20 protein-coding genes, 1 tRNA gene and 1 pseudogene are annotated in these 24,044 nt (G+C 63.9%); 11 read left to right on the top strand and 11 right to left on the bottom strand.

What is annotated here, in order from left to right; all coding sequences use genetic code 11:
- Positions 1-40: 40 nt before the first annotated feature.
- Positions 41-1,087 (bottom strand): AmmeMemoRadiSam system radical SAM enzyme, encoded by a 1,047-nt coding sequence (gene amrS / locus HTIA_RS12575; protein WP_008524091.1) that lies wholly within the window; start codon positions 1,085-1,087, stop codon positions 41-43.
- 125 nt (positions 1,088-1,212) lie between these two features.
- On the opposite strand from amrS, the gene HTIA_RS12570 reads away from it, so the two are divergent.
- Positions 1,213-2,250, top strand: coding sequence for an AIR synthase family protein (locus HTIA_RS12570; protein ID WP_008524090.1), 1,038 nt, complete (start codon positions 1,213-1,215; stop codon positions 2,248-2,250).
- Between the two features lie 12 nt (positions 2,251-2,262).
- On the opposite strand, the gene HTIA_RS12565 is transcribed toward HTIA_RS12570, so the two are convergent.
- Complete coding sequence (locus tag HTIA_RS12565; RefSeq protein ID WP_008524089.1) at positions 2,263-2,583, bottom strand: cupin domain-containing protein; 321 nt, start codon at positions 2,581-2,583, stop codon at positions 2,263-2,265.
- Positions 2,584-2,685: 102 nt separating this feature from the next.
- Between HTIA_RS12565 and thiD the strand changes: the two genes are divergently transcribed.
- Complete coding sequence (gene thiD, locus HTIA_RS12560) at positions 2,686-4,074, top strand: bifunctional hydroxymethylpyrimidine kinase/phosphomethylpyrimidine kinase (protein WP_008524088.1); 1,389 nt, start codon at positions 2,686-2,688, stop codon at positions 4,072-4,074.
- On the opposite strand, the gene HTIA_RS12555 is transcribed toward thiD, so the two are convergent.
- Positions 4,013-6,667, bottom strand: coding sequence for a CARDB domain-containing protein (locus tag HTIA_RS12555; protein ID WP_008524087.1), 2,655 nt, complete (start codon positions 6,665-6,667; stop codon positions 4,013-4,015). The two genes, thiD and HTIA_RS12555, sit on opposite strands and share 62 nt — an antisense overlap.
- A 90-nt stretch (positions 6,668-6,757) precedes the next feature.
- Between HTIA_RS12555 and mutS the strand changes: the two genes are divergently transcribed.
- Positions 6,758-9,451 (top strand): DNA mismatch repair protein MutS, encoded by a 2,694-nt coding sequence (gene mutS, locus HTIA_RS12550; RefSeq protein WP_008524086.1) that lies wholly within the window; start codon positions 6,758-6,760, stop codon positions 9,449-9,451.
- Between the two features lie 15 nt (positions 9,452-9,466).
- Here mutS and HTIA_RS12545 read toward each other — a convergent pair whose 3' ends face one another.
- Entirely contained in the window at positions 9,467-10,048 is a 582-nt protein-coding gene (locus HTIA_RS12545) for a hypothetical protein (protein WP_008524084.1), read from the bottom strand.
- Between the two features lie 51 nt (positions 10,049-10,099).
- On the bottom strand, positions 10,100-11,386 hold the full coding sequence (gene aroA, locus HTIA_RS12540; protein ID WP_008524082.1) for a 3-phosphoshikimate 1-carboxyvinyltransferase: 1,287 nt from the start codon (positions 11,384-11,386) through the stop codon (positions 10,100-10,102).
- A 122-nt stretch (positions 11,387-11,508) separates the two neighbouring features.
- Here aroA and HTIA_RS12535 point away from each other — a divergent pair, with 122 nt between their 5' ends.
- Positions 11,509-14,211, top strand: a complete 2,703-nt coding sequence (locus tag HTIA_RS12535; protein WP_008524080.1) for an ATP-binding protein — start codon at positions 11,509-11,511, stop codon at positions 14,209-14,211.
- Positions 14,212-14,220: 9 nt separating this feature from the next.
- Here HTIA_RS12535 and HTIA_RS12530 read toward each other — a convergent pair whose 3' ends face one another.
- The 3 genes and pseudogenes from HTIA_RS12530 to HTIA_RS15965 all read right to left on the bottom strand — a co-directional run.
- The gene (locus HTIA_RS12530) at positions 14,221-15,081 is read right to left on the bottom strand and encodes an ABC transporter permease (RefSeq protein ID WP_008524078.1); all 861 of its coding nucleotides are present in this window, start codon (positions 15,079-15,081) and stop codon (positions 14,221-14,223) included.
- Complete coding sequence (locus HTIA_RS12525) at positions 15,078-16,160, bottom strand: ABC transporter ATP-binding protein (protein WP_008524077.1); 1,083 nt, start codon at positions 16,158-16,160, stop codon at positions 15,078-15,080. Before HTIA_RS12525 ends, HTIA_RS12530 begins: the two co-directional genes overlap by 4 nt.
- Positions 16,161-16,303: 143 nt before the next feature.
- Positions 16,304-16,696: pseudogene (locus tag HTIA_RS15965) on the bottom strand (RNA-guided endonuclease TnpB family protein); the annotation flags it as partial.
- A 42-nt stretch (positions 16,697-16,738) separates the two neighbouring features.
- Here HTIA_RS15965 and HTIA_RS16695 point away from each other — a divergent pair.
- The 3 genes from HTIA_RS16695 (at position 16,739) to HTIA_RS16440 (ending at position 17,623) form a co-directional block, all read left to right on the top strand.
- Positions 16,739-16,882 carry a hypothetical protein gene (locus HTIA_RS16695; protein ID WP_008524075.1) on the top strand — a complete coding sequence of 48 codons (144 nt, stop codon included), beginning with the start codon at positions 16,739-16,741 and terminating at the stop codon, positions 16,880-16,882.
- Positions 16,883-17,179: 297 nt separating this feature from the next.
- Positions 17,180-17,407, top strand: coding sequence for a DUF5795 family protein (locus HTIA_RS12515; protein ID WP_008524074.1), 228 nt, complete (start codon positions 17,180-17,182; stop codon positions 17,405-17,407).
- 41 nt (positions 17,408-17,448) lie between these two features.
- Positions 17,449-17,623: transfer RNA gene (locus HTIA_RS16440), tRNA-Trp, on the top strand.
- Between the two features lie 229 nt (positions 17,624-17,852).
- Here HTIA_RS16440 and HTIA_RS12505 read toward each other — a convergent pair.
- A complete protein-coding gene (locus tag HTIA_RS12505; RefSeq protein ID WP_008524072.1) occupies positions 17,853-18,152 on the bottom strand; it encodes a carboxymuconolactone decarboxylase family protein in 300 nt (99 codons plus the stop codon).
- A gap of 210 nt (positions 18,153-18,362) precedes the next feature.
- Between HTIA_RS12505 and HTIA_RS12500 the strand changes: the two genes are divergently transcribed.
- Both HTIA_RS12500 and HTIA_RS12495 read left to right on the top strand, forming a co-directional pair.
- Positions 18,363-18,875, top strand: coding sequence for a hypothetical protein (locus HTIA_RS12500; RefSeq protein ID WP_008524071.1), 513 nt, complete (start codon positions 18,363-18,365; stop codon positions 18,873-18,875).
- The gene (locus HTIA_RS12495; protein ID WP_008524070.1) at positions 18,872-19,456 is read left to right on the top strand and encodes a permease; all 585 of its coding nucleotides are present in this window, start codon (positions 18,872-18,874) and stop codon (positions 19,454-19,456) included. The genes HTIA_RS12500 and HTIA_RS12495 overlap by 4 nt, the downstream gene beginning before the upstream one ends.
- Positions 19,457-19,481: 25 nt before the next feature.
- On the opposite strand, the gene HTIA_RS12490 is transcribed toward HTIA_RS12495, so the two are convergent.
- Complete coding sequence (locus tag HTIA_RS12490; protein WP_008524068.1) at positions 19,482-20,498, bottom strand: SGNH/GDSL hydrolase family protein; 1,017 nt, start codon at positions 20,496-20,498, stop codon at positions 19,482-19,484.
- A gap of 163 nt (positions 20,499-20,661) precedes the next feature.
- On the opposite strand from HTIA_RS12490, the gene HTIA_RS12485 reads away from it, so the two are divergent.
- Together HTIA_RS12485 and HTIA_RS12480 are read left to right on the top strand one after the other, a co-directional pair.
- Positions 20,662-21,507, top strand: coding sequence for a sulfurtransferase (locus tag HTIA_RS12485; RefSeq protein WP_008524066.1), 846 nt, complete (start codon positions 20,662-20,664; stop codon positions 21,505-21,507).
- Positions 21,508-21,765: 258 nt separating this feature from the next.
- Positions 21,766-22,173: a type IV pilin N-terminal domain-containing protein gene (locus HTIA_RS12480; protein ID WP_049816601.1), complete on the top strand. Its 408-nt coding sequence runs from the start codon at positions 21,766-21,768 to the stop codon at positions 22,171-22,173.
- A 25-nt stretch (positions 22,174-22,198) separates the two neighbouring features.
- On the opposite strand, the gene HTIA_RS12475 is transcribed toward HTIA_RS12480, so the two are convergent.
- A complete protein-coding gene (locus HTIA_RS12475; protein WP_008524061.1) occupies positions 22,199-23,938 on the bottom strand; it encodes a helicase HerA domain-containing protein in 1,740 nt (579 codons plus the stop codon).
- Between the last annotated feature and the right edge of the window lie 106 nt (positions 23,939-24,044).

Raw genomic sequence — 24,044 nt, 5'->3', positions numbered from 1 at the left:
GGGAGCAGGGAGAACAGGGGAACCCCGGAGGCCGGTACTCTCAGCTCACCACGTCGATCTGACGTCCACAGTCACACGCCCCATCGAGATCGACCTCGACGCTCGCCCGGAACCCGTTGCGCCTGATCCAGATTTGCCCGCAGTCCGGACACCGCGTGTCGTTGTCGGCGTGACCGGGAACGTTGCCGACGTAGACGAACTCGATGCCCACCTCGCGGGCGATCTCGGCGGCGGTTTCGAGTGTCTCGACTGGCGTCGCTGGCCGGTCCTGCATCTGGTGGTCCGGGTGGAACCGGGTGAAGTGGACCGGCACCGACCGGTCGAGATCGTCGCGGACCCACTCGGCGAAGGCGCGAATCTCCGCCGGGTCGTCGTTGAGGTCGGGAATCACGAGGTACGTAACCTCCAGGTGGGTGTCGGTCTCGTGGAGCAACTCGGCACCGCGTAGCGTCGGCTCCAGACGGGCACCCATGTACTCGACGTGTGGCCCGTCTCGGAAGCCCTTGATGTCGACGTTGGCGGCATCGAGGTAGGGGCCGACTTCCTCGACGAACTCCGCGGTGAAATAGCCGTTCGTGACGATTGCGGTGTATCGCCCCGCTTCGTGGGCCTCGCTCGCGCCGTCACGGACGTACTCGGCGTAGATCGTCGGCTCGTTGTACGTCCAGGCGACGCCCGCACAGCCCTGGGTGGTCGCACTCGTCGCCGCCTCTGTGGGAGTGACGTCTCGCAGCGGGATGTCCTCGGGCGCGGCGAAGGCGATGTGGTGGTTCTGGCAGAACTGACACGCGAAGTTACACGAGGCCCCGCCGAAACTCAGTACGCGCGTCGTCGGGTGAAAGTGATACAGCGGCTTCTTCTCGATCGGGTCGACCGTCCCCGGCGGGCCGGGCGTCGGGTCGTGGACTTTTCCGTAGGTCAACAGACGCAACTCGCCGTCGACGTTCTCCCGGACGTCACAGATCCCCCGCTGGCCGGGCGAGAGCGTACACCGGTGGGCGCAGGCGGTACACGTCACATCCTCGCCGTCGGCCGGTTCGACGAGATCCGCAGCCACCCCCTCGCCGATGGTGTTGGTGCTGGCCATGACTGTCTGAGTATAGGGCGTCGACGGGCAAAAGGCTACCTCGCGTGATCAGTAGGCCTCGACGGCATCCGTGTGGTTCCTGAAGACGGGCAATCTAAGTACCACCCGGATATACCACTCCGTATATGTCCGACCCCGAACTCGGCAAGGCCGATCGTGAGTTCTTCGACGAGTACATCTATCCGCGTCTGGGGGCCGACCGTGACGACGTCCGGCTGCAACCACAACATGGCGTCGACTTCGGCGTCGCCGACGTGGGCGGCCAGGCCCTGGCGATGGCGACAGATCCCGTGTTCGTCGTCCCCGCGGCTGGCTTCGAACGGGCAGCCTGGTTCGCCTTCCACATCCTCCTCAGCGACGTGGCGGTCTCGGGACTCGACCCCGCGTACCTCAGCGTCGACTTCAATCTGCCACCGGAGATCACCGACGAGCAATTCGAGACCGTCTGGGAGACCTTCGACGAAGAAGCCACAGACCTGGGTGTCTCGATTGTCACCGGCCACACCGGTCGCTACGCTGGCGTGAACTATCCGATGGTCGGCGGCGCGACCTCGCTTGCGGTCGGCGACTTCGAGGAGTTGGTGACGCCGGACGGTGCCCGACCCGGGGATCACGTGATCGTCACGAAAGGCCCCGCAATCGAGGCGACTGGGCTGCTGTCGGTTCACTTCGATTCCCTGATGGAGGGAGCCGTCCCTGACGACGAGATTCAGGCCGCGAAGGACCGCTTTTACGATATGAGCCCGATCAAAGAGGCGATGGTGGCGTCCACGGCCGGCCCGGTCACCGCGATGCACGACGCCACGGAGGGAGGCGTCTACGGCGGCCTCTTCGAGATGGCGCGCTCGGCGGGCGTCGGCTTCGAGATCGAACGCGATCGCATCCCGATCCAGCCCGGCGTCCAAGCGGCCTGCGAGTTCTTCGACATCGACCCCTGGATATCGATCAGCGAGGGGACGCTCCTGGCGACGGTCGATCCCGACGGCGCGAGTGACGTGCTCTCGGCGCTCGAAAGCCAGGGGATCCCCGCCGCTGACGCCGGCCGCGTCGTCGAGGGATCCGGACTGACTGTCGACGGCGAGAGTGTCGACCATCCCGGAAAGGACCCCTACTGGGCGGCTTTCGAGGAGTACATGGGGAAACTTCAGGCCGCCGAGGAGTAAGCTGACGCCGCGTCAGGGCGCGCCGACCAGCACGAACTTGCTTTCGGCGTCCCCGTTGTGAATCTCCCGTGTCGCCTCGGGCGCAACGCGGACAGCATCGCCCGACTCCATCGCGACGTCCTGGCCCTCGATTGTCACGGTCGCCTCACCGTCGACGAGCAGATACACTTCCTCGTGATTCTCTTCAGCGTGATCGTGGGCTTTCCCCGACCAACCGGGTTCGCACTCGAGAACCGTCACGCCGACCGTCTCACAGTCCAGGGCGTCCCGCAGGAAGTGCATCGACTCCGCGACCGGATCGACATCCTCGTAATTGACTTTGGTGTATGCCATCACGAATCGACGTTCGAGCGCCGGGACGAAAAGTTGTTTCCAACCGGAAAATGCCACCCTGCGAGCATCACGAATTTATACAACCACTGAATAACACTGGCTATGACGCGCAACGAGGCCCCTCACGAGCCCCCGGCCGTGTTGACGATAGCCGGCAGCGACTCCGGCGGCGGCGCGGGGATCCAGGCCGACCTCAAGACAATCGAGGCAGTGGGCGGGTTCGGGACGAGCGCGATCACGAGTGTCACGGCTCAGAACACGACCGGCGTTCAGGGCAGCCACCTCCTGCCGATTGCCGACATCGAGGCCCAGATCCAGGCCGTGCTCGAGGATTTCGACGTCAGGGCAGCCAAGACTGGAATGCTCGCGACCGGCGAGGTCATCGAAACGGTCGTCGAGTACGCCGAGGACCTCCCCGCACTCGTCGTCGATCCGGTGATGATCGCCGCCTCGGGCGACCGCCTCCTCGAACCCGACGCCGAGGACGCTTACGAAGAACTCGTCGCCGAGTCGACACTCGTCACGCCGAACGCCGACGAGGCGGTCGTCTTGACAGGCATCGAACCGACCGACGAGGAGACCGCCCTCGAGGCCGGTGAGACGCTCGTCGAGATGGGTGCCGACGCCGCGCTGGTCAAGGGCGGACACATCGCCGGCGACGACGTCCTCGACGTGCTGGTTACTGCCGAAGACGTCCGAACGTTCCGTCACGAACGGATCGATACCGACGCGACTCACGGGTCAGGCTGTACGCTTTCGGCAGCGATCGCGACTCACATCGCGCAAGGCGAGTCGCTGGCCGACAGCGTCAGCGCGGGGATCGACCTGCTCGCCCGTGCCGTCCGGTACAACCTCGACGTCGGCGAGGGGGCAGGCGCGGTCCACCACCTCGTCGAGGCCCGTGAGCGCGCGGCAAGGACCGAGACTGCCGAAGCAGTCGAGAAACTGGTCGACGACCTCATCGACAGCGACGTCGCACCGCTGGTCCCCGACATCGGAACCAACGTCGTCGGCGCGACGCCCTTCGCCGAGCGCATCCAGGAGGTCGCGGCCGTCGAGGGACGGATCACTCGAACGATGGACGGGGTGGCCCCGAACCGCGGCGTCCGCTTTGGCGCGTCGACGCACGTCGCTCGCTACCTATTGGACGCCCGCGAAGTCGACGCTACTTTCCGATTTGCCACCAACTGGCGATACGACGACGCGGTGGCCGACGCACTCGACACCCTGAACGGTGACGTCGTTGAACTCGATGGCCACCCGACGCTCGAATCCGGCGTCGTCTCTGCACTCGCTGACGCCGAGGGGCCGGTCGCCGTCGTCGATCCCGGTGGCGATGGGCGCGTGCCGGTGACGATTCTGCTGGTGCGTGATCGCGAAACTCTCCTGAATCGCACGAGCCAGTTGCTCGACGCCGTCGATGATCTCGTTAGCACCGACGGCATCCAATCGCCGTCAACGCGATCGCGAGCATCGCGACCACGGCGCTAAATCCAGGACCGGACGCCGTCGTCGGTTCGGCGCTGTCGGTAGATGTCGCCCCTCCGGGGCTGGCGGTGACAGTCGACCCGTCGTCCGCCCTCTCATCTTCCGACGCGGAGTCGCCGGTCGCTTCAACAGTCACCGACGTGGCCACGCTGCCGGCTCTGATCCGGTACGTACCCGGACTCGATAGCCTCACTGTCCTCGAGACGGTCCCCGTCTCGTTGGCCCCGAGCGTGACAGTCTCCGCGGCGACGGTCGTCCCATCGCGAGTGAACCGAACCTCGCCCGATGCGGGGATCGGTGCCTCGTTGTCGACGGTCGCCGTTACCGTCACGTCCCCCGGTTCCGAAAGCGAATCCGGATCGAGGTCGGTCGATCGGACCGTCGGTGTCGCGGGATCGCGTACCTGAACGAACTGCTGGTGATCACCGACGCCGAGCCGGTAGGTTCCGGGACGCTTAAACTGGTACGAGAGTGTGAGACTCCGCGATTCGCCGGCCGCGAGTCGCCCGCTGGAGTGGGTCACGACGTCACCGTCGATCGAAAGCTTTGCCGTGTACTGCCCGGCGAGTCCGCCGTGGTTCACGACTGTGACCGGGATCGTCACCGTTTCGCCGACGACCAGCGGCGGAATCTCGGTCGCCGAAAGCGTCCGGTACTCCCCGTCGACGGTGATCGCTGTCGTCTCGTCGATAGCGTACTCGAACCGCGCCGGATCGACGACAACCGTCGTCGTTCGATTGTTCACGCCGAGTTCGTACCGGCCGGCGTCCGACAGCGACACGGTCGCCTCGACGGTGCGAGTTTCCCCTGGACCCATCGAAACGGTCCGTTCAGCGACCATCGTCCCGTTTCGAGTGAACGACAGCGTCGCTGCGGCGGGGAAGTCCCGATTGTTGGCGACCGTCGCTTCAAGCGTCACGTTCCCGGGTGTATCGAGTGACGACGGATCGGCGGCGACCGATTCGACGACTGCCGCGACTGGTTCCGTCACCTCGACGGTCGTCACGTCGTCGCCGGTACCGACCGAATATGTCCCCGGTTGCTCGAAGGTATGGGACAATTCGATCGTGGTCGACTCGTTGGCGTCAAGACGCCCTGTCGCGCGGGAGACGACCGTCCCGTCGACAGTCAGGGGGATGTCGAACGCTCCAGCCGATCCCCCGACGTTCGTGACCGTGAGCGGGACTGTCACCGTCTCGTTGACCGCCAGCCGACCGATGTCGCCGCTCGAGACGTTCCGGTACGGGCCCGCGATGCGATAGGCGTCCGAGCCCGACGCGAGTTCGGTGGTAAATTCGGCCGGTGTCGCCCCGAAGGCGGCCTCGTGCTGGGTGCGAGTCCACGTCGTCGGTGTCGCCTCGCTCGTGAGGTAGCGATCGGCCGTGGCTGCGACGGACTCGTTGGCGATTCGTTCGACCGTCTGGAGGAACCGGTCGTGGTCGATCACGGTGTCGTCGTTGAGGTCGCCGAGCACCGTCTCGAAGTGACTGGATCGGGTCGTCGCGAGTCGAATCAGTCGGTCGAGTTCGCCGGCGACGAGTCCGCCCTTGTCGTATTCGGCGTTACCGGTCCAGGTCGACTGCTCGGCCAGGACGACCTCGTCGTAGCGATCTCGGGTCCCCCGGTCGAGGACGCCTTCGAAGCTGTCGAAGTCGGCGAGGTCGTCCTCGAGGGCGAGGGCGGCGGCGTGGTAGGTCGCAGTGGCCTCGATCAGCCACTCGGTCGCGTTCGTCGTGTTGAGTTGCTGTCGGGAGTGGACGTACTCGTGGAGCCAGGTGTTGTCGGCGGTCTCGATCGGTTCGTCCGCTCGCACCCACATGTCGCTGTCCCACGTCTGTAACCCCAGGACGGCCCACTCGACCGACGTCGGTGCTGCTACCGTGAACACTCGCTCGTCACGGTCCCCGACCCGAAATTCGTCGGAGGCGTTGGCAAACGCTGCAAGGACCGCCTCGGGTTCGGCCGCCATCGACGCTGCCTCGGGGACGACCAACTCGAAGGTCTGTCCGTGAGCCGTCCGGGTGTAGGTCTCGTGTGGGCCGAGGTACGCGACGAGATCACCGACAGCCCCGTCGCCGGCGACAGTGCGTCGGTGGTCGATACCGACATCGACATCGCCGTCAGTCGTTTCGAACCGTCCGGTGACGAATTCGAGATCCGGCGGCCGAACGAGTGCCCACGAGCCCGTATCGGCGTACAGGAACCGACCGCTGCCGCGCTCGGGGCCGTCTCCCCTGACCGTCTCGTTGGCGTCGAGATCGTAGGTGATCGTCGCTTCCTTCGACTCGCCGGTCCACTCGTATCGCCGGGAGACGGTCGATTCGAACCCGTCGGTATCCGTGACTGTCCCCTGCCAGGGAACCGCAACCTCGAACTCGGTGACAATATCCGGGAACGAGACCGTTGCGGTTACCTCGATCTGCCCGGGGTCGTCAGGCTGAAGCCGGTACTCCTGGGTGATGGTGACGTTCTTCCACTCGGTCGTCGCCTGTGTGGGCTCTTCGACAGTGGCCGCGCCAGCCAAACCGACAGCAGTGACTGTCCCGACGGTGATGACCGCGAGAAGCGCCAGGGCACTGGCGCACCGGCGGTGCATGGAAGGCAGTTGCAGGCCGGCGTATTTGAGTGCAGTGGCCACCGGTCGCGTCCCGTAGCGTTTTAACCCACTTCGCACCCAGGGAGAGACATGACCGAAGCGACGGGGATCGTGGGCGAGTTCTTCTCGCTGAAAGACGGGGCTGAGGCGGATCTGCTGGCGATGCAGGTCGGTGACTTCTACGAGTTCTTCGGCGACGACGCCGAGACGGTCGCCGACGAACTCGATCTGCAGGTCTCGAAGAAATCCAGCCACGGATCGTCGTATCCGATGGCCGGTGTGCCCGTCGGCGAACTCACACCGTACCTCACGGCGCTGGTCGAACGCGGGTACGACGTCGCTGTCGCTGACCAACACGAGACAGCGGACGGCCACGCTCGGAAGGTCACCAGGGTCGTCACGCCGGGGACGCTGCTGTCGAGGACCGACGCGTCCGCCCGCTATCTCGCGGCAATCGTCGAGGGGGAGGCGTGGGGACTCGCGTTCGCCGATGTCACGACCGGCGAGTTCTTCGTGACGGACGTCGACGACCGCGACGCCGTCTTCAGCGAACTCTACCGCTTCGACCCGGCCGAGATGCTGCCCGGGCCGACGGTTCGCGCTGACGACGAGACGATCGAACGCCTCCGCGAGCGGACGGACGCTGCGGTGTCGCTACACGCGACCGAGGCCTTCGCGCCAGGACGCGCCCGTCACCGACTCCGCGAGCACTTCGGCCCAGAGACGATCGAGAGCGTCGGAATCGAGGACGCCGACGCGGCCATCGCGGCCGCCGGGGCTGTCCTCAGCTACGTCGAGGAGACCGGCCAGGGTGTGCTCGCGTCGATGACCCGCCTCCAGCGCTACGGCGCGAGCGACCACGTCGAACTCGACGCGACGACCCAGCGCAACCTCGAACTCACGGAGACGATGCGCGGGGAAGCGAGTGGATCGCTCCTCGATACGATCGATCACACGGTCACGAGTGCCGGCACCCGAACGTTGCGCGCGTGGCTCCAGCGCCCCCGGCGGTCGCGAGAGACGCTCGAAATGCGGGCAGATAGCGTCGAAGCGCTCACGACCGAGGCGATGGCCCGCGAACGCTTGCGTGACGTGCTCGGGGACGCCTACGACCTCGAACGGCTCGCGAGCAAGGCTGCCTCGGGGAGCGCCGACGCCCGCGACCTCCGGGCCGCGGTCGACACTTTAGAGCTGTTCGCGACAGTCCGGAAGATCGTTGCCGAGACACCGTCACTTGCCGAGTCGCCGCTTTCGCAGTGGCTCGACGAACCTGACCCGGACGCCATCGCAGAACTCGCCGCCGAACTCGACGCGGCGATCGTCGAAGACCCGCCGGGAACGGTCACGGAAGGCGGAATCATCCGATCGGGCTACGACGAGGAACTCGACGCCGTGATCGACGAGCACGAGGCGGCCCTCGAGTGGATCGAAACCCTCCCCGAGCGCGAGCAGCGCGACCACGGCATCACGCACCTCTCGGTCGATCGCAACAAGACGGACGGCTACTACATCCAGGTCGGCAAAAGCGAGGTCGAGAACGTCCCCGACCACTACGAGAACGTCAAGACGCTGAAGAACTCCGAGCGCTACACGATCCCGGAGTTGACCGAACGCGAGCGGACGATCTTCCGACTCGAGGAGCGGCGGTACGACCTCGAACACCGACTTTTCGAGGAACTTCGCGAACGCGTCGCCGAGCACGCCGACCGCCTCCAGCGCGTTGGTCAGGCCCTCGCGGCGGTCGACGTGCTGGCGGCGCTTTCGACCCACGCGGTCCGCAACGACTGGACCCGGCCCGAATTACGGGACACGCGCGCGCTCGACGTCGAGGCCGGTCGCCACCCGGTCGTCGAGCAGACCACCGAGTTCGTGCCCAACGACCTCCGGATGGACGACGACCGGCGGTTCCTGATCGTGACCGGCCCCAACATGAGCGGGAAGTCCACCTACATGCGTCAGGCGGCGCTGATCGTCCTGCTGGCCCAGATCGGCTCGTTCGTGCCCGCTCGATCGGCGGCCGTCGGGATCGTCGACGGCATCTACACCCGGGTCGGCGCACTCGACGAACTCGCCCAGGGCCGTTCGACGTTCATGGTCGAGATGCAGGAACTTGCGAACATCCTCCACTCGGCGACCGAGGAGTCACTGGTCATCTTAGACGAGGTCGGGCGCGGGACGGCGACCTACGACGGCGTCTCGATCGCGTGGGCGGCCACGGAGTACCTCTCTTCGGCCCAGTCGGCCTCGCCGTCGCCGAAGACGCTCTTTGCGACGCACTATCACGAACTCACGTCGCTGGCCGACCACATCGCTGGCGTCGAGAACGTCCACGTCGCCGTCGACGGCGAACCCGCAACGAGCAGCGGGGCGGGCACCGCCAGCGACGACGCGGTGACGTTCCTGCGAACCGTCCGGGACGGCCCCGCAGATCGCTCCTACGGCGTCCACGTGGCTGAACTCGCCGGCGTCCCGGACCCCGTCGTCTCCCGGGCGCGGGACGTCCTCGAGAGGCTCCGGGCCGACGAGGCGATCGAGGTGCAGAACGGACAGACGGGCGGCGGGACTCGCCAGGTCGTCTTCGACCTCGACGCCGGACAGATGCGAGAGGCGGGTGGCGACGATGGGCAGACGGGAGATGCAACGACGGACGGCAAACCGATCGTTGACCGCTTCGGCGAGGACGCACCGGACGTCCTCGAAACGCTCGCCGATCTCGACGTCGAAACGATGTCGCCGGTCGACCTGCTCGCGGAAGTCCAGGAGTGGCAGCGACGACTGGAGTGACCGCCTGCTGGACACTCACGAGCCCGGGAGGATGTCACCCAGCGCGCCGCCCACTGACATCGGCAAGATTGCGGCGGCGAGTTCCCCGACGGCGATCAGCGGTGTTCCCCAGGTGAGTCGCCCCCACATCGCCATCAGGACGAATGCCGTCACCGACGCGATGACCAGCACGCCGGCGAAGCGCTGGGGGATGAACCCGAGGTACGGATCGACGACGCGGACGTCCTGAATCTCGGCGACGTAGAGGATGCCGAAGACGAGCGCAAGCGTGAACCCGGCGGTTCCGACGAGGAAGGGCGGGTGTGCCGCGAGATATGCGCCGACCTCGCTCGTCCCACCCTCGACGAACATCGGGATGCCGAACAGGACACTCCCCAGCAGTGCCTCCGAGGCGTCCGCGCGATCGAACCCCGAGATGACGCGGCCGAACGACCCCTGTTGGCTCACCGAGAACGCGGTCTCCCTGACTGCGTCGACCTTCGCACGCTCCTCGGGTGAATCGACGGTCTCCTCCAAGGCGTCGAGTTCCTCGACCAGATCTGCGACGCTGGGCTCGCTAGACGGCTCTTCGGCGTTGAGCCCGTCGAAGATGCTCATGGATCGACGTTCCGTCGCCCCGTACATGAACGTGACCCGGAACCAGGTGGGTCAGTCCCGATGAACGGACGCGCCGATCGACTCGACGACATCGAAGAAGTCCGGAAACGAGACGTCGACGTGTTCGCCGCCCCGAACCGTGGTCTCGCCGTCGGCGACCAGCCCGGCGACAGCAAGCGACATGACGATACGGTGGTCCGCCCGGCCGTCGACGACCGCCCCCGAGAGGTCGGTATCGTCGCCGTGGATCGTCAGCACGCCCTGCTCCTCGGTGACGCTCGCGCCCATCGCCGTGAGTTCCTCGGCCATCGCGGCCACCCGGTCAGTCTCCTTGTAACGGACGTGCTCGCAGTCGACGATCCGGGTGTCGCCGTCGGCGACTGCACCCAGGACCGAAATCGTCGGCAGGAGGTCGGGCGTGTCCGCGACGCTGACCTCGACGCCCGAGAGGGCGGACTGGCTGACGGTGATCTCGCCGGCATCACGGTCCCACTCGATGTTCGCCCCCATTCGTTCGAGGACGTCGACGATCGCCGAGTCGCCCTGCGCGCTGGGCCGAGCGCCGGTGACCGTCAATCCCTCGGGCGCGGCGAGTGCACCGGTCGCGAGCAGGTAGGACATCGACGAGAAGTCCCCTGGGACGGCGTACTCGCCGCCCTCTGGGTCGTAGGTCTGTCCACCGGCAACTGCGAAACCATCGGCCGTCGACTCGACGTCGACGCCGAAGGCGTCGAGCACTTCGATCGTGATGTCGACGTACGGCGCGGACTTGAGTTCGGTTTCGAGGTCGATCTCGATCCCCGCCTCGGTGATCGCACCGGCCATCAACAGGGCGGTGATGTACTGTGAGGAGACGTCACCGGGAATCGAGACAGTGCCCCCGTCGACGGGGCCGTCCACCACGAGCGGGGCCTGCCCGTTCGCGCGCGTGCTCTCTGCGCGTCCGTCGAGTTGCTCGATGGCGTCGAGCAGCGGTCCCTGTGGTCGCGAGCGGAGGGAGTCGTCGCCGGTCAGCACGGTAATCCCGTCGGCGAGTGCGGCCGTCGCCGTGACCAGGCGCATCGTCGTCCCGCTGTTGGCACAGTCGATGACGTCGTCGGGGACGGCAGGTCGGCCGTCGAACCCGGTGACGTCGATGGCGTCTTCACCACGATCCACGCTGCCGCCGTATGCCTCGACGGCACCCATCGTCGCCTCGGTGTCGGCGCTGACCAGCGGATCGCGAACGGTCGCGCCGTCGGCGTACCCGGCGGCGAGGATCGCGCGGTGCGTGTAACTCTTCGACGGCGGGGCCTGGACCTGACCCGTGACGGTCGACGGGGAGACGTGAACGTCCATGTGGGTGTGGTTGTGAGGCGACGACATGAGGATACCGGTGTGTGCGTTGCGGTCGGACTCCATGACTTCAACAATGAGTGGTCATACCACACATTTATCCCCTGTGTGAACGAGACGACAGTATGGGCAACCCTATCCGGGTGCTCCACGTCGACGACGAGCCGGATTTCCTCGACCTTGTCGCGACGATGCTCGAATCCGAGCGCGACCGGTTCGCCGTCGAAACGGCGACGACAGCGAGCGAGGCACTCGATCGGCTCGACGAGGACGTGGACTGTCTCGTCAGCGACTACGAGATGCCCGGCCGGGACGGTCTCGAACTGCTAGAGGTCGTCCGCGAGACGTACCCAAATCTGCCCTTCATCCTCTATACCGCCCGTGGATCCGAGTCAATCGCGAGTGACGCGATATTATCCGGCGTGACTGACTACCTCGAGAAGGCCGGCGGGACCGAACAGTACACCGTCCTCGCCAACCGGATCGAAAATGCCGTCGAACAGTACTGGGCCGAGCGCCGGGCCGAAACACTCGATCGAATCAGAAGTACCGTCCGGGACGTCAATCAGGAACTGGTCCGCTCGCGATCCCAGGCCGAACTCGAGAGTCGAGTCTGTGAGATCATCACGGACGGCCCGCCCTACGAGTTCGCCTGGATCGGCGAGCCTGATCCCGACGCGGGAACCGTCCTCCCGCGGGCGAGCGCCGGGGCCGGAGACAGCTATCTGGCGGACATATCGATCGCGCTCGAGGAAGGGCCGCGCGCTCGTGGACCGACCGCCAGGGCACTCGCGGAGAACGAACTCGTCGTCGCCCAGTCGATCGAAGAGGACGACAACTTCGACCCCTGGCGCGAGGCCGCCCGCGAACGGGGCTTTGCTGCCAGCGCTGCCGTCCCGCTCTCCTTCGAGGACCGACAGTACGGCGTGTTGAACGTCTACAGCGGCGAGGTAGCGCCCTTCGACGAGACCGAAAAAGACCTGCTCCGGGAACTCGGCGGCGACCTCGGCCACGCGTTCCACCGTCTCGAACAGGAGCGACAGTACAGACAGCTCTTCGAGGAGTCGATCAACGCGATAGCCGTCCACGAGATCCTGACCGACGAGGACGGCGACCCGGTCGATTACGTCTTTCTGGACGCCAACGAGGCCTTCGAGGCGGCGACCGGCCTCGACCGTGAGACAATCGTCGGCGAGCGCGCGACCGACGTGCTGGCGGACCTCGACCCGACGTTCGTCGAGACCTACGGCGAGGTCGCCTTGGAAGGCGAGCCGACAGCGTTCGAACACCACGCCGCGTCCCTCGGCCGGCGCTATTCGATCACAGCGTTCCCGCTGGGCGAGGGGCGCTTCGTCACGACCTTCTTCGACGTAACCGAACAGCGCGAACACGAGCAGGAACTGGCCGAGACCAACACGTTGCTGTCGGCGCTACTCGAGAACCTGCCCTTCGGCGTCCTCGTCGAAGGGTCAGACCGCAAGATAACGGCCGCGAACCCGGCGTTCTGTGCGGTCTTCGACGTCGAGAGAAGCTGTGAGGAGCTGCTTGGATCGGACTGTGCAACGACGGCCGAGAACGTCGCCGAACAGTTCGCCGATCCCCAGGGGTTCCTCGACCGGATCGAGGAGATTCTCGGCCGACGCGAACCTGTTTTCGCGGAGGAACTCGAGATGGCTGACGGCCGCACGCTCTCGCGGAGTTTCGTGCCGTTCTCGCTGCCCGACGGCGAGGGCAACCTCTGGCTGTACTGGGACGTGACCGACCGCCGCGAGCACGAGCGGGACCTCGAAGCGATGAACGACCAGCTCGAAACGATCCGTGAGCAACTCGAACTCGCTCTCGAAACGACAAACGCCTACACCTTCGACTGGCGGCCAGTGGAGAGCGACATCCAGCGATACCCGACCTTCGAGGACGTCTTCGGTATCGACTCGGCGGCGGTCAAGCCGGTCTTTGACGCCTTCTTCGAGATCGTTCCTCCGGAGCACACCGACCGAGTCAAGGCCACCATTCAGGAGGCGATCGACGCCGGGACAGGCTACGATATCACGTATCCGGTCGAGCCCAACGAGGAGCGAATCTGGGTCCGTGAACAGGCCGATGTACTCACGGAAGGCGACTCACCCCGGGTCGTCGGGACGGTGACCGACGTGACCGAACTCACGGAGTACGAGCGTCGACTCGAACGCCAGAACGAACGCCTCGACGAGTTCGCCGAAGTCATCTCTCATGACCTTCGGAACCCGCTGAACGTCGCCTTCGGCCGGGCGGAACTCCTCGCCGACGAGTGTGAGAGCGCCCATATCGAGCCGCTGGTAGACGCGCTCGGTCGCATGGAAGACATCGTCGGCAACACGCTGACGCTGGCGCGCCAGGGAGAGGCTGTCGGTGAGACCGAACCGGTTCCCGTCGACTCGATTGTCGAGGAGTGTGCGAAGATGATCGACGCCGAGACTGCTACAGTCGAAGTCAGCGGGGAGTTCCGGATTCGAGGCGACCCTGACCGGATCAAACACCTCTTCGAGAACCTGCTTTCGAACGCTGTCGATCACGCGGCGGGGGAGGCGTCGGCGGCCGAAGGTGACGTTACCGTCCGTATCGACCAGTTCGACGGTCGTGGGTTCTACGTGGCCGACGACGGGGCGGGGATCCCCGCAGACGAACGCGCGGACGTCTTCGAGCCGGGCTACACGACGACGACGCCGGGGACGGGGCTCGGACTCACGATCGTCGAGCGGATCGCCGAAGCCCACGACTGGGAGGTCTCAGTGACCGAGAGTCGTGAGGGAGGCGCGCGCTTCGAGTTCACCGGCGTCGAACTGGATTGAGCCCCCCGATCACTGCACACTGGCGCTCGAGGCGCGATTGATCATGTAGATGGCGACCGCACCCAGGATCACGTCGAGGACGATCAGGATCGCAAGCGACGGGACGAGTGTGTTCCAGATCCCGCCGAAGGCAGTCACGTCGAGCACTTCCATGACGTCTTTGTTGAGCATGATCGCCCGCGCGGCGTCGACACCGTACGTGATCGGGTTGTAGGTCGCGACCGTCTGGATCCAGGGCTGCATCTGCGAGACTGGCAGGAACGCACTCGAGACGAACAGCAGCGGTAACTGAAGCATGTTGGCCGCGATGATCGTCGACTCCTGATCGCGGGTGATGAGCGCGACCGTATTCGAGAACGCCAGAAACCAGAGCGAAAAGAGGATCGCGATCCCGATAATCGCCAGCGCACCGGGCACGCCGGTGGCGACCTCCGCCCCGAGAACGACGCCGAGGACGAGAATGATCGTTACCTGGACGACGATCCGGACCAACTCCGAGAGGGTCTTGCCCAGGAAGACGGCGGCGCGGTTCATGGGCGTGACGAGCGTCTTCTGGAAGACGCCGCTCTCGATGTCGTCGACGAGTCCGATGCCGGAAGAGGAGGCGACGATCAGTGCGATCTGGACCGCGATCGCCGGCAGGAGATACGTCTCGTAACTGACGCCAGTCTGGAGAGCCCCACCGGCAATGTTCCCGAACACCTGGGTGAAAAGGACGAGGAAGATGATCGGCTGGAGGAGCGAGGAGACCACCACGAAGGGGTTGCGGATCGCGTTGATGTTCCAGCGCATGAAGTTCGTCCAGACGTCGCCCAGAAACGAGTTCGATGTGCGTGAGACCTCGCGGTCCGGCCTCGTCTCGGTACTCATGGGTCACCTCCGTCAGCGGCGGCCGGCCGCTCGACAGCTGACTCGACCGCCTCGCCGTTCGACGCCGCCGAACCCTCGTCGTCGAGGTGTTCACCGGTGATCGCGAGGAAGACGTCATCGAGCGTGGGCGAGCGGACGTTGAATCCCGTCACGGTGATGCCGGCGTCCCGAAGCGCGACCAGGAGGTCGGGGCCGCGCTTTCTGGACTCCCGCGAGGTGACCGTGATCCCGTCGTCGGTGACGTCGACGGTCGGGTCGTCCTCGAAAATATGGTCCTCCCTGACGATCCCGGCGGCTTGCTCGCGAGCGGCGGGACCGTCCTCGAGTTCGACGTCGAGGATCTCACCGCCGACCTCACGTTTGAGCGTTTCGGGAGCCCCCTCCGCGACGATCTCGCCGTCGAGAATGACCGAGAGTCGATCACAGAGGTGGTCGGCCTCCTCCAGATACTGCGTCGTGAGGAAGATCGTCGTCCCGCGGTCGTTGATCTCCTCGAAGTAGTCCCAGAGCCGATTCCGTGCTTTCGGATCCAGACCCGTCGTCGGCTCGTCGAGAAACACCAGCGGCGGCCGGTGGACCAGCGCCATCGCGGCGTCCAGCCGTTTTTTCATCCCGCCCGAGAACCCCTCAGCTTGCTTGTCGGCGACGTCAGCCAGATCCACGAGGTCGAGCAACTCCTCGATCCGGTCGGCGCGATCACCCCTTGGCACGCCGTAGGCGTCACAGGCGAACCGGAGGTTCTCACGGGCCGTCATCTCCGTGATGACGCTCGTCTCCTGGGCCATGTATCCGATCGACTCGCGGATCGCCTGCTGGTCGGTCTTGACGTCGAAGCCGTTGACGTGGACCGTTCCAGCCGTCGGATTCAACAGCGTGGCCAGCACCTTGATCGTCGTCGTCTTCCCCGCGCCGTTCGGCCCGAGAAACCCGAAGAACTCTCCCTCCGGGACAGCCATCGAGACGCCGGAAACAGCCTCTGTACCGTCGGCGTAGGTGAGTTCGAGGTCTTCGGCCTCGATCGCGTACCGACGACCGTCCGGTGGTTGTTCGACAGATCGGTCAACCTGGTTCGATCTCATCTATCTCTGGGGAACGTCGTGACGTACATAAACATATTTATTGAATAGTCAATCAAAAGTATTACCTACGATTGTGGCATTGTCCGGCATATGCGACCAAATCGTGCGAGGTCTCGACAGCGGTTGACACAAACTGACGACGATTCTAACCGGCCCTGTTTCTGGTAGTCAGGCCAATTCGGGTCGCCAGCGATTTCCAGCCGGAGTCGCCCGGTGTGGTCGTATCGGTCTTTCAACTCGCGCCCGACCAGTATCTCAAGCCGGGACCGCTCGCCCCATTCGACGGTGTCCGACGTGTTGCGAATGACTTGTTAGGCGGTGGACGCACCGAGAACGTCTTTGTATCGACCTTCGAGAGCGCCGGTATCGGCGTCCCACACGTCTTCGCCCTCGAAACCGTCCTCGTTGTTGTACCGCATGAGGCGCTGGTAATTGACTTCGTTCCAGAGAGCGGCGGAAGCGTCCAACAAGTCCCGGAGCAGTTGCTCTCCGGCATCGGAGAGCGGTCGCACGGCGAGCGTGTTGGTCCGCTTCACGACGACAGGTTGTTATACTTTAAGTCTTAAAGTCCATTCGTCATGAGGCCTAACATCGATATTTCACACACGCTCGGCGGGCGAGTCAAAGACTACGCGGAAGCGAACGATTTGGACCTCTCGGAAGCCTATACAGCGGTTTTAGAGGCAGGTCTGGATGCATTGGAGACACAGGACCAGCAGTAACGCGGCGGTTTCTTACCTGATCTTACGCGCTTCACGCCCGTCCTCGAAAATCGAAGATTTTCGGTTGTGGTTCGAGACGCTACGCGTCTCGTCATCACGAGAGACTTCGTCTCTCGAACGACAGCCAGACCGAAGGTCTTGCCATGCCCCTGTTCGGTTCTCGATTCCGACCAAGTGTCGGAACACTCGTCGCTCACGGGAAGGGCGGGATTCTCGCGCTGTTACAGGTAGGACGTAATTTCGGGCGACGTTCGCCACGACGGGAAGGCTTAGGCGTATCGATGCCCTGGCACGGACATGGCCGAAAACCGGGTCGTCGAGGGACGGATGGTCACCGCCGTTAGCCTCGCAGAACTCATCGAAGGCGAAGACGTCATGGATGCCGAGTCGATCGTAGACGCCGACCGGGACTGTCCCGAATGTGGTGGCGACGTCCTCGAAGTCGGGTATATGCCCTCGATTACCGAGTTCGTGACTGGGATGAAGTGCCAGGACTGTGAGTGGGCGACGACCGACAGAGAGTGAATCGAAATCCCTTTAGGGCAAATATCCTAACGAATATCCGCGGGGTCGTGGCCAAGTCCGGCATGGCGACTGACTCCAGAGGCACGCGCCCGGGACGACACTCCAGACTGATATACTGAGCGACCGGCTGATCACCGTCGCACTGATGACCCTCTGGAGTTCCGAGGCGCTACCGGAGATATCAGTCGATCGGGGGTTCAAATCCCTCCGACCCCATTGGGATTATTAACCTTTTCCACCTTTTGCTGGCGGTGTTCAGATAAGCACTGAAAAAGAAGCCTGCTTCTCCCTGCTGATCAGCTGAATCCTGGCGGAATGAAAGGGCGAAGGCTTTCAGAGTGGTTCCCATCGTCTCGGATCCGTATCTGAACACTACCACGCGAGCCGTGACAAAGCGTGGATAAACAGACTATCCGAAGGGTTCTATGACTCCGATAGGTGTCGATTACTTCAAGGCCGCACTACCGGTCGCGAGTCCCTGGAACCCACTCGTCATCGTCACGACCTCGATCGTTTCCAGAATCTCTGTATCAGAAGCACCTGCCGACCGCGCTCGCTCCGCGAGATTCTCGACGCCTTCCTCGTGACCTGCCGCCGCGTCGAGGGCCATCATGATCAGGAGCTTCATTTTGGGAGGGAGTTCACCGTTAGTGAGGGCCTGTTCGAAGGCCTCGCCAATTGGTTCACCGAATTCCGGATCAGCTTCGATCAACTGTTCGAGAAATTCTGGCGCTTCGTCAGACATCAGGACGGTTTGATGGGTATGTGATGAAAATATCTTTCCCCTTTTGTGTATCTCTGAAAAACTGGGCGCTCCAGTTGGCAGATATCTTCGAACACCAGACTCAACTGGCAAGTCCGGACGTTCGCTAGCAGCGTCGCGTCTCCTGCCTACGAGGGCGGACCGATCAGCATATCGCGTCGTTTTACCCGCCACTGTTCGTACGACACGAGGATGGCGTCAGCACTGGATCTCTTGATCGGTAGCGGCCCCGGACAGCGCGTGGTCGTCCTCGGTGCAGTTGTCATGTACCTCTATTTGTTCGTGAAACGCCCGACCGATGCGATCGAAGCCGTCAAGAACGGACTGAAGCTGTTCGCTCGGATGTTCACACTCATACTCGCCGCCCTGTTGCTCGCGTCGGCGATCGGCGCGCTGATCCCGGCCGCGACGATCCAACAGCTCCTCGGTGACACGGCGGGTATTGGCGGGACGATTGTCGCTGGCGTGATGGGCGGTGGTCTCCCGGGTGGCCCCTACGCAGTCTACCCGATCGTCAGCGGCGTCCAGGCGGCGGGTGCCGGGATCGCCGCCGTCCTCGCACTGTTGATCGGCTACGGGATGATCGGGGTCGGACGAGTCCCGTACGGTCTCGTCTTCTTCGACACGAAGACGATCGCGCTCAGACTCGCAATCGCCGTGCCGACCACTATGACGATCGCCGCGGGGGTGTATCTGACCGTATGAGTCTTCGCGAAACGATTGACGGCACGGAACTCTCTGACGTAATTGGTCTCCTCTTCGGCCGGCAATGGGGTCAACGGGTCGTCGTGATCGGTGCGATCGTCGTCTACGCCTGGCTCTCCCTTCGCGATCCTGCCACCGCACGGGCGAGCGCCGTCTCGGGGGTCGAGACCTTCGTGCAGATGTTCACGCTCATCCTCGCGTCGCTCCTCATCGCCAGTGCGATAGAGACGCTCCTCCCCCGGGATGCACTCGCCGGGTGGATCGGTGACGCCGCAGGAGCGCGTGGCGTGGTGCTGTCCGGGCTGATCGGTGGGCTTCTCCCGGGCGGCCCCTACGCCACGTACCCGATCATTCGGGGCGTCGCCGATCGTGGCGCGAGCTATCCCGCCATGCTGATGATGCTGATCGGGTACAGCCTGATCGGCCTCGGTCGTGTGCCCTTCGGACTCGCGTTCTTCGGGATCGAAATCGTCGTCGCCCGACTCGTGATCGCAGTCGGGGCGACGGTGGTACTCTCGCTGCTCGTCTATGCGGTCGCCCAAACCGACATCGGTGGCCGAGTACTTTCGTTCGAGGACTAGAGCGCCGCCCCTTCGCTATACTCTTTCAGTCGATGATCTCCGCGAGATGGCTCGCCAGGCCGTTTCCGATCCGTTCCATACCGGCGTCCCCTGGATGGAGGAGGTCAGCCGTTAACCCGGTGATGTCGTTGAGGTCAGCCCCCTCGACGACGTGGAGGTTTTCGTGTGGCGATTCGGCCACGATGTCGCGCACTGCATCGCGGAATGCCTTGGCGTGCGCTCTGTCACCGGATTCCGTGAGATCGTCGAAGTACGGGAACAGCGTCAGACAGGCGATGGGTTTGTCCGGATGTGCGTCCGCGATAGTGTTCAGGAAGAACTCAACGCGATCACGGAACTCCACAGGGGTGAACTCGGCGTTGGCCATGTTCACCGAGAGTTCGAGCGTCGCGACGTCCCAATCCTCGCGGCTTGCGATGTACTCGGCCATTGCTGCCTCGGCATAGGCAGACCCGGAGGTGCCAAAGTTCAATAGGTCGTACCCTCTCTCCCGGGCAACGTGGGTCACGTAGTCCATGTGCAGTGCCGAGGCGGCCGCGCCTTCCGTGATCGAGGTCCCGTAGGTGAGATAACGCTGGTCGGGCAGTTCCGAATCCCGAGGTGGTCGACAATCGCCGGAGACGTCGTGGATGGCGATAGCGGTCCGGCGTTCGAAGCGGAGCCGACAGACTTGCGGGTCGAATCGACCGGTCTCGTCGGTTCCGGTGATCTCGCGGAGTCGTTCGGGCACGCTGAAGGTGTACGTCTCCGGTGTCGGGCCGACCTCTGTCGGCTCCCAGGGCTGGTGGACGCCCCAGAAGGCCCGAAACTCCGTCTCCTCGGCCGCAGAGAGCGTCACTTCGATCTCGGCATCTTCTTCAGTGGGGACGAAGCGGACTTCGCTGGCGGTGGGATGGCGAACTCGATCCTGGGCCATCTCGTTTAGCTCTGCACCGACCGACGACGGAATACGATGCAGGCGGTCGCCGTCTGCATCCCACTCGGCGGGTTCGATCTCCGCGACGTTATGTAGCGAAACCGACGGATACTGGTCGAATTCCATATGTCGGATTACCGGTCGCGGCGCACTCACATGGATGTGTTGAAACCGTTCGCACTCGCAAACGTAGCTGACTGGAACAGCGCTTCAGGGCAGTTAATTTGTCGTGTCTTAGGGGTCTATTTATATGTATTCCGACAGTATATGTCTGTGGAGCAGATTTGAAATGACCGACGCAAGATCGATTGAACCGATTGTTTCGACAGCGTGGGTAGCTGACCACCGAAGCGAGGAAGACCTCGTCGTCGTCGACGCCCGTGGTCCGACGGCCTACGAGAACGGGCACATCCCCGGTGCGGTCAACGCGCCGAAGTGGACGTGGATGGACGCCGAGGCCGACCTGCTGCTCACGCTCCCGGACGCCGATGACCTCTTCGAGACGCTTGGGTCGCTTGGAATCGCTCCGGACTCCCGGGTAGTGGTTGTCGGGAGCACCGGCGACACGTTCGACCTCGCTGACGCCGCCAACGCCGCCGACACATTGATTTACGCGGGTCTGGACGATGTCGCTATTCTCGACGGCGGGCACACGAAGTGGGTTGGGGAGGATCGCCCCACCGAGGAAGGGGCAGTCGTACCGACAGCCACGGAGTATGCTGGCGAACTCGACCAGAGCATGTTCGTGATGAAAGACGAGGTCACCTCGCGCCTGGCGGACGTCACGTTGCTCGACACTCGCTCACCCGAGGCCTACTTCGGGGCCATGCAAGAGGACTTCACCGACCGGCCCGGACACATCCCCGGCGCGTCCTGCCTGCCGGCTGCATGGATCTGGACAGACGAGGGAACGTTCAAGTCACCCGACGAGTTCGAAGCGCTCGTCGAGGGACTCGTCGGTGCGGACCGATCCCAGGAGATGATCCTCTACTGCGGGGCTTCGCCGTTCTCGAAGTCCTGGCGGTACGTGATGCAAGAAGTCCTCGGCTACGAGAATGCCCGGGTCTACAACGGGGCTGCCCAGGAATGGACTCAGGATCCCGACGCCCCACTGAACCGCTACTGCTGGGAGTGAAACGTCGGCCGGACGAAATCTGGTATGCAAAGTGCGGGCAGTTACCGAAGGGGAGGCCCGATCGAGAGATCACGACGTATCGTCGTCGAGTCCAGGCGACGAATCGGTCTGCCGTGCCATCGAGATAGTTATCTAACCAGAATATACATAAATAAACATAAACGTATTTGTATTAGTACGTTGAACATAACAATTGCCATGCGAGCGCATAGGGGAAGAATAGATCGGGGGGTATCGCCAGTGATCGGGGTGATTCTGATGGTCGCGGTCACAGTGTTGCTTGCGGCCGTCGTCGGCACGTTCGTGATGAATATGGACATGCCGGAGAATCAGCCGCCCAGCGCGAGCTGGGACATTTCGGAAGGGACCGATGCCGTGATCATCGAGCACGATGGGGGCGAATCAGCGAGTGCAGAGGAACTCGTCGCGGTGGTGAGCTATACAGGCACCAGTATCAGTAACGACCGCATCACATTCACGGACGGTGGGTACAGTGCCGGTGACAAGATCACCGCCACGGACTCGTTTACGATCTACTTTACAGGCTCATCGGGCCCACCATCTATTTCTACCGGTGAAAGTATCAATGATGTCAAAGAAGTCCGACTCATCTGGGAGTCCTCGACGTCCACCCAGACCCAGCCGCTGACGACCTGGGAGAACTAACGTCGAAATCGCCGTTTTTTGCTGTTCAGAACTCGTCGACAGTCGCTTCGATGACGTCGACGTAGGCGTCGAGGCCCTCGTCGTCGACGTCTTCGGGGGCGCGCTCGGCGCGTTCTTCGAGGAGGTCGGGCAGGCGGTAATCGTAGGCTCCCTGGCCGACGTGTTCGATGAGTTCGGCCGTCCGGAGCGACCGGTTGCGGGCGTAGGCGTGGGTGCGGTCGCCCGAGCCACCGGCGACGAAGTGGGCGTCGAGCGGCGATGCCGGCCCCTGCTCGCGGTAATAGGACAGCATCTTCTGAGTCTTGGGTTCGAGCGACCGAACTTCTGCGCGGAGTCGCCCCACGAAGTCGGGCACTTCGTCGATGGAGACTTCCGGGTTCGCCGGCGTGTCCCCCTCGTTGGCGTCTGCTTGGTCGTCGCCAGCGGAATCGCCGTTCTCCAAGACAGTGTCGGTTGCATCGGCGATGGGAGTGGATTCGACCGAGGCTTCCGCGGGGACGAAATCCCCGAAGGACTCGAAGGCCTCGGCGACCGCCTCCTCCGTACCGTTTCCGCCAGCGGCGTCCGACGCGGCCGTCCCTGAGCCGTCTGCCGTCGCGACGTCGGGGCCGAATGTGGCCTGGCCGTCGTCAGTGTCACTGGCGGTCTGGTCCTGCGTTCGGGCGTGACTCTCTCGGAGTTTCGCCTGCTCGGTCCGTCCCGGGTTCGCCCCGTCGACGTGCTCGACCAGCGCGTCGACGAACTGGTCGGCCATCCGACTCATGTCCCGGGCGTCCTGAAGTTCGCGTTCGAGTTCCGCGATCCGGGAGTTCTTGCGGTCGAGTTCCTCCCGGAGTTCCGCGATCCGGTCTTCGGTCTCCTGGCGTTCGTCGGTGATCGACTGGAGTTCGGAGACCAGGTCGTCGCTGACCGACTTCAGATCCGGGCGCTCGAAGTCGTCGAGACCGGGCGTCGCGCCGGCGTCGAAGGTCTGCTTGCGGTAGAACTGCACGCGTTCGACTGCTTCGGCCCAATCGGTCATCAGGAACGCCTCGCCGTCGGCTAAGTCCTCGACGGCGTCGGCGTACTGGCCGTCGAGGATGCGACTGACGACCTTGGTGTCGTTGTTCCAGGTGAGGCGATGCCAGACCAGCCAGTCACACTGGGTGATGAAGTCCTTCTTGACGTCGGCGGGTCGCTGGCTGATCCCGACGATGCCAAGGCCGTGTTTGCGCCCCCGCTTGCCGATCTTGATCAGCATCTTCCCGCACTCGTCGACGCCGCCTTTCTCAGGGATGTACTCGTGGATCTCCTCGACCAGCAGGAGGAACGGCTGTTTGAACTTCTTGGCCTTCGCGAACAGCTGTCGGGCGACGGCTGTCAGCACCTCCCGGGCCTTCTCCTCGTCGAGGTAACTCGAGACGTCCAGAATGATCGGGACGTTCTGTTCTAAGGCGAGGGCGGCGAGTTTCTCGGCGTGGTCGGTCGTGACCTGGATGTCACACTCGTCGTCGGCCCCGGCGTGGAGGATTTCGTACTCCTCCTTGAGGCCGTAATACTCGCCGTCGATGTCGACGATGAGTAGCCCGAACCCGTTGTCGAGCAACTTCTCGGCGACGACCGACGCGGAGTTGCTCTTCCCACTCCCGGATTTGCCGGTGATAAACCCGCGTCCGGTGAGCAATTCGACGACTGGCAGCGAAACCGGCCGACCCACGTCACCAGTCCCGCCGTGCCCGCCGCTGCGTTCTGCGACGGTGATCGTCCGCTGGTCGCTGTCAGCCATACGTTTCTTTTCTAATCGATGACCTCGACACCCATAATTCATCGTCAGACGCGGGTCCGACGCGAGCGCCGCGCGAAAGTATTTCTGCGGGACTGGACGTGAGGGT

Source organism: Halorhabdus tiamatea SARL4B (assembly GCF_000470655.1).
In the GTDB taxonomy this organism is placed as follows: Archaea; Halobacteriota; Halobacteria; order Halobacteriales; family Haloarculaceae; genus Halorhabdus; species Halorhabdus tiamatea.
Note: the sequence above shows the minus strand (reverse complement) of the source record. Positions and strands in the feature narration are given on the sequence as shown.

Excerpts from the sequence above, each read along its gene's own strand:
- amrS (WP_008524091.1), bottom strand. The coding sequence starts at position 1,087 with ATGGCCAGCACCAACACCATCGGCGAGGGGGTGGCTGCGGATCTCGTC.
- HTIA_RS12570 (WP_008524090.1), top strand. The coding sequence starts at position 1,213 with ATGTCCGACCCCGAACTCGGCAAGGCCGATCGTGAGTTCTTCGACGAG.
- HTIA_RS12565 (WP_008524089.1), bottom strand. The coding sequence starts at position 2,583 with ATGGCATACACCAAAGTCAATTACGAGGATGTCGATCCGGTCGCGGAG.
- thiD (WP_008524088.1), top strand. The coding sequence starts at position 2,686 with ATGACGCGCAACGAGGCCCCTCACGAGCCCCCGGCCGTGTTGACGATA.
- HTIA_RS12555 (WP_008524087.1), bottom strand. The coding sequence starts at position 6,667 with ATGCACCGCCGGTGCGCCAGTGCCCTGGCGCTTCTCGCGGTCATCACC.
- mutS (WP_008524086.1), top strand. The coding sequence starts at position 6,758 with ATGACCGAAGCGACGGGGATCGTGGGCGAGTTCTTCTCGCTGAAAGAC.
- HTIA_RS12545 (WP_008524084.1), bottom strand. The coding sequence starts at position 10,048 with ATGAGCATCTTCGACGGGCTCAACGCCGAAGAGCCGTCTAGCGAGCCC.
- aroA (WP_008524082.1), bottom strand. The coding sequence starts at position 11,386 with ATGGACGTTCACGTCTCCCCGTCGACCGTCACGGGTCAGGTCCAGGCC.
- HTIA_RS12535 (WP_008524080.1), top strand. The coding sequence starts at position 11,509 with ATGGGCAACCCTATCCGGGTGCTCCACGTCGACGACGAGCCGGATTTC.
- HTIA_RS12530 (WP_008524078.1), bottom strand. The coding sequence starts at position 15,081 with ATGAGTACCGAGACGAGGCCGGACCGCGAGGTCTCACGCACATCGAAC.
- HTIA_RS12525 (WP_008524077.1), bottom strand. The coding sequence starts at position 16,160 with ATGAGATCGAACCAGGTTGACCGATCTGTCGAACAACCACCGGACGGT.
- HTIA_RS16695 (WP_008524075.1), top strand. The coding sequence starts at position 16,739 with ATGAGGCCTAACATCGATATTTCACACACGCTCGGCGGGCGAGTCAAA.
- HTIA_RS12515 (WP_008524074.1), top strand. The coding sequence starts at position 17,180 with ATGGCCGAAAACCGGGTCGTCGAGGGACGGATGGTCACCGCCGTTAGC.
- HTIA_RS12505 (WP_008524072.1), bottom strand. The coding sequence starts at position 18,152 with ATGTCTGACGAAGCGCCAGAATTTCTCGAACAGTTGATCGAAGCTGAT.
- HTIA_RS12500 (WP_008524071.1), top strand. The coding sequence starts at position 18,363 with ATGGCGTCAGCACTGGATCTCTTGATCGGTAGCGGCCCCGGACAGCGC.
- HTIA_RS12495 (WP_008524070.1), top strand. The coding sequence starts at position 18,872 with ATGAGTCTTCGCGAAACGATTGACGGCACGGAACTCTCTGACGTAATT.
- HTIA_RS12490 (WP_008524068.1), bottom strand. The coding sequence starts at position 20,498 with ATGGAATTCGACCAGTATCCGTCGGTTTCGCTACATAACGTCGCGGAG.
- HTIA_RS12485 (WP_008524066.1), top strand. The coding sequence starts at position 20,662 with ATGACCGACGCAAGATCGATTGAACCGATTGTTTCGACAGCGTGGGTA.
- HTIA_RS12480 (WP_049816601.1), top strand. The coding sequence starts at position 21,766 with ATGGTCGCGGTCACAGTGTTGCTTGCGGCCGTCGTCGGCACGTTCGTG.
- HTIA_RS12475 (WP_008524061.1), bottom strand. The coding sequence starts at position 23,938 with ATGGCTGACAGCGACCAGCGGACGATCACCGTCGCAGAACGCAGCGGC.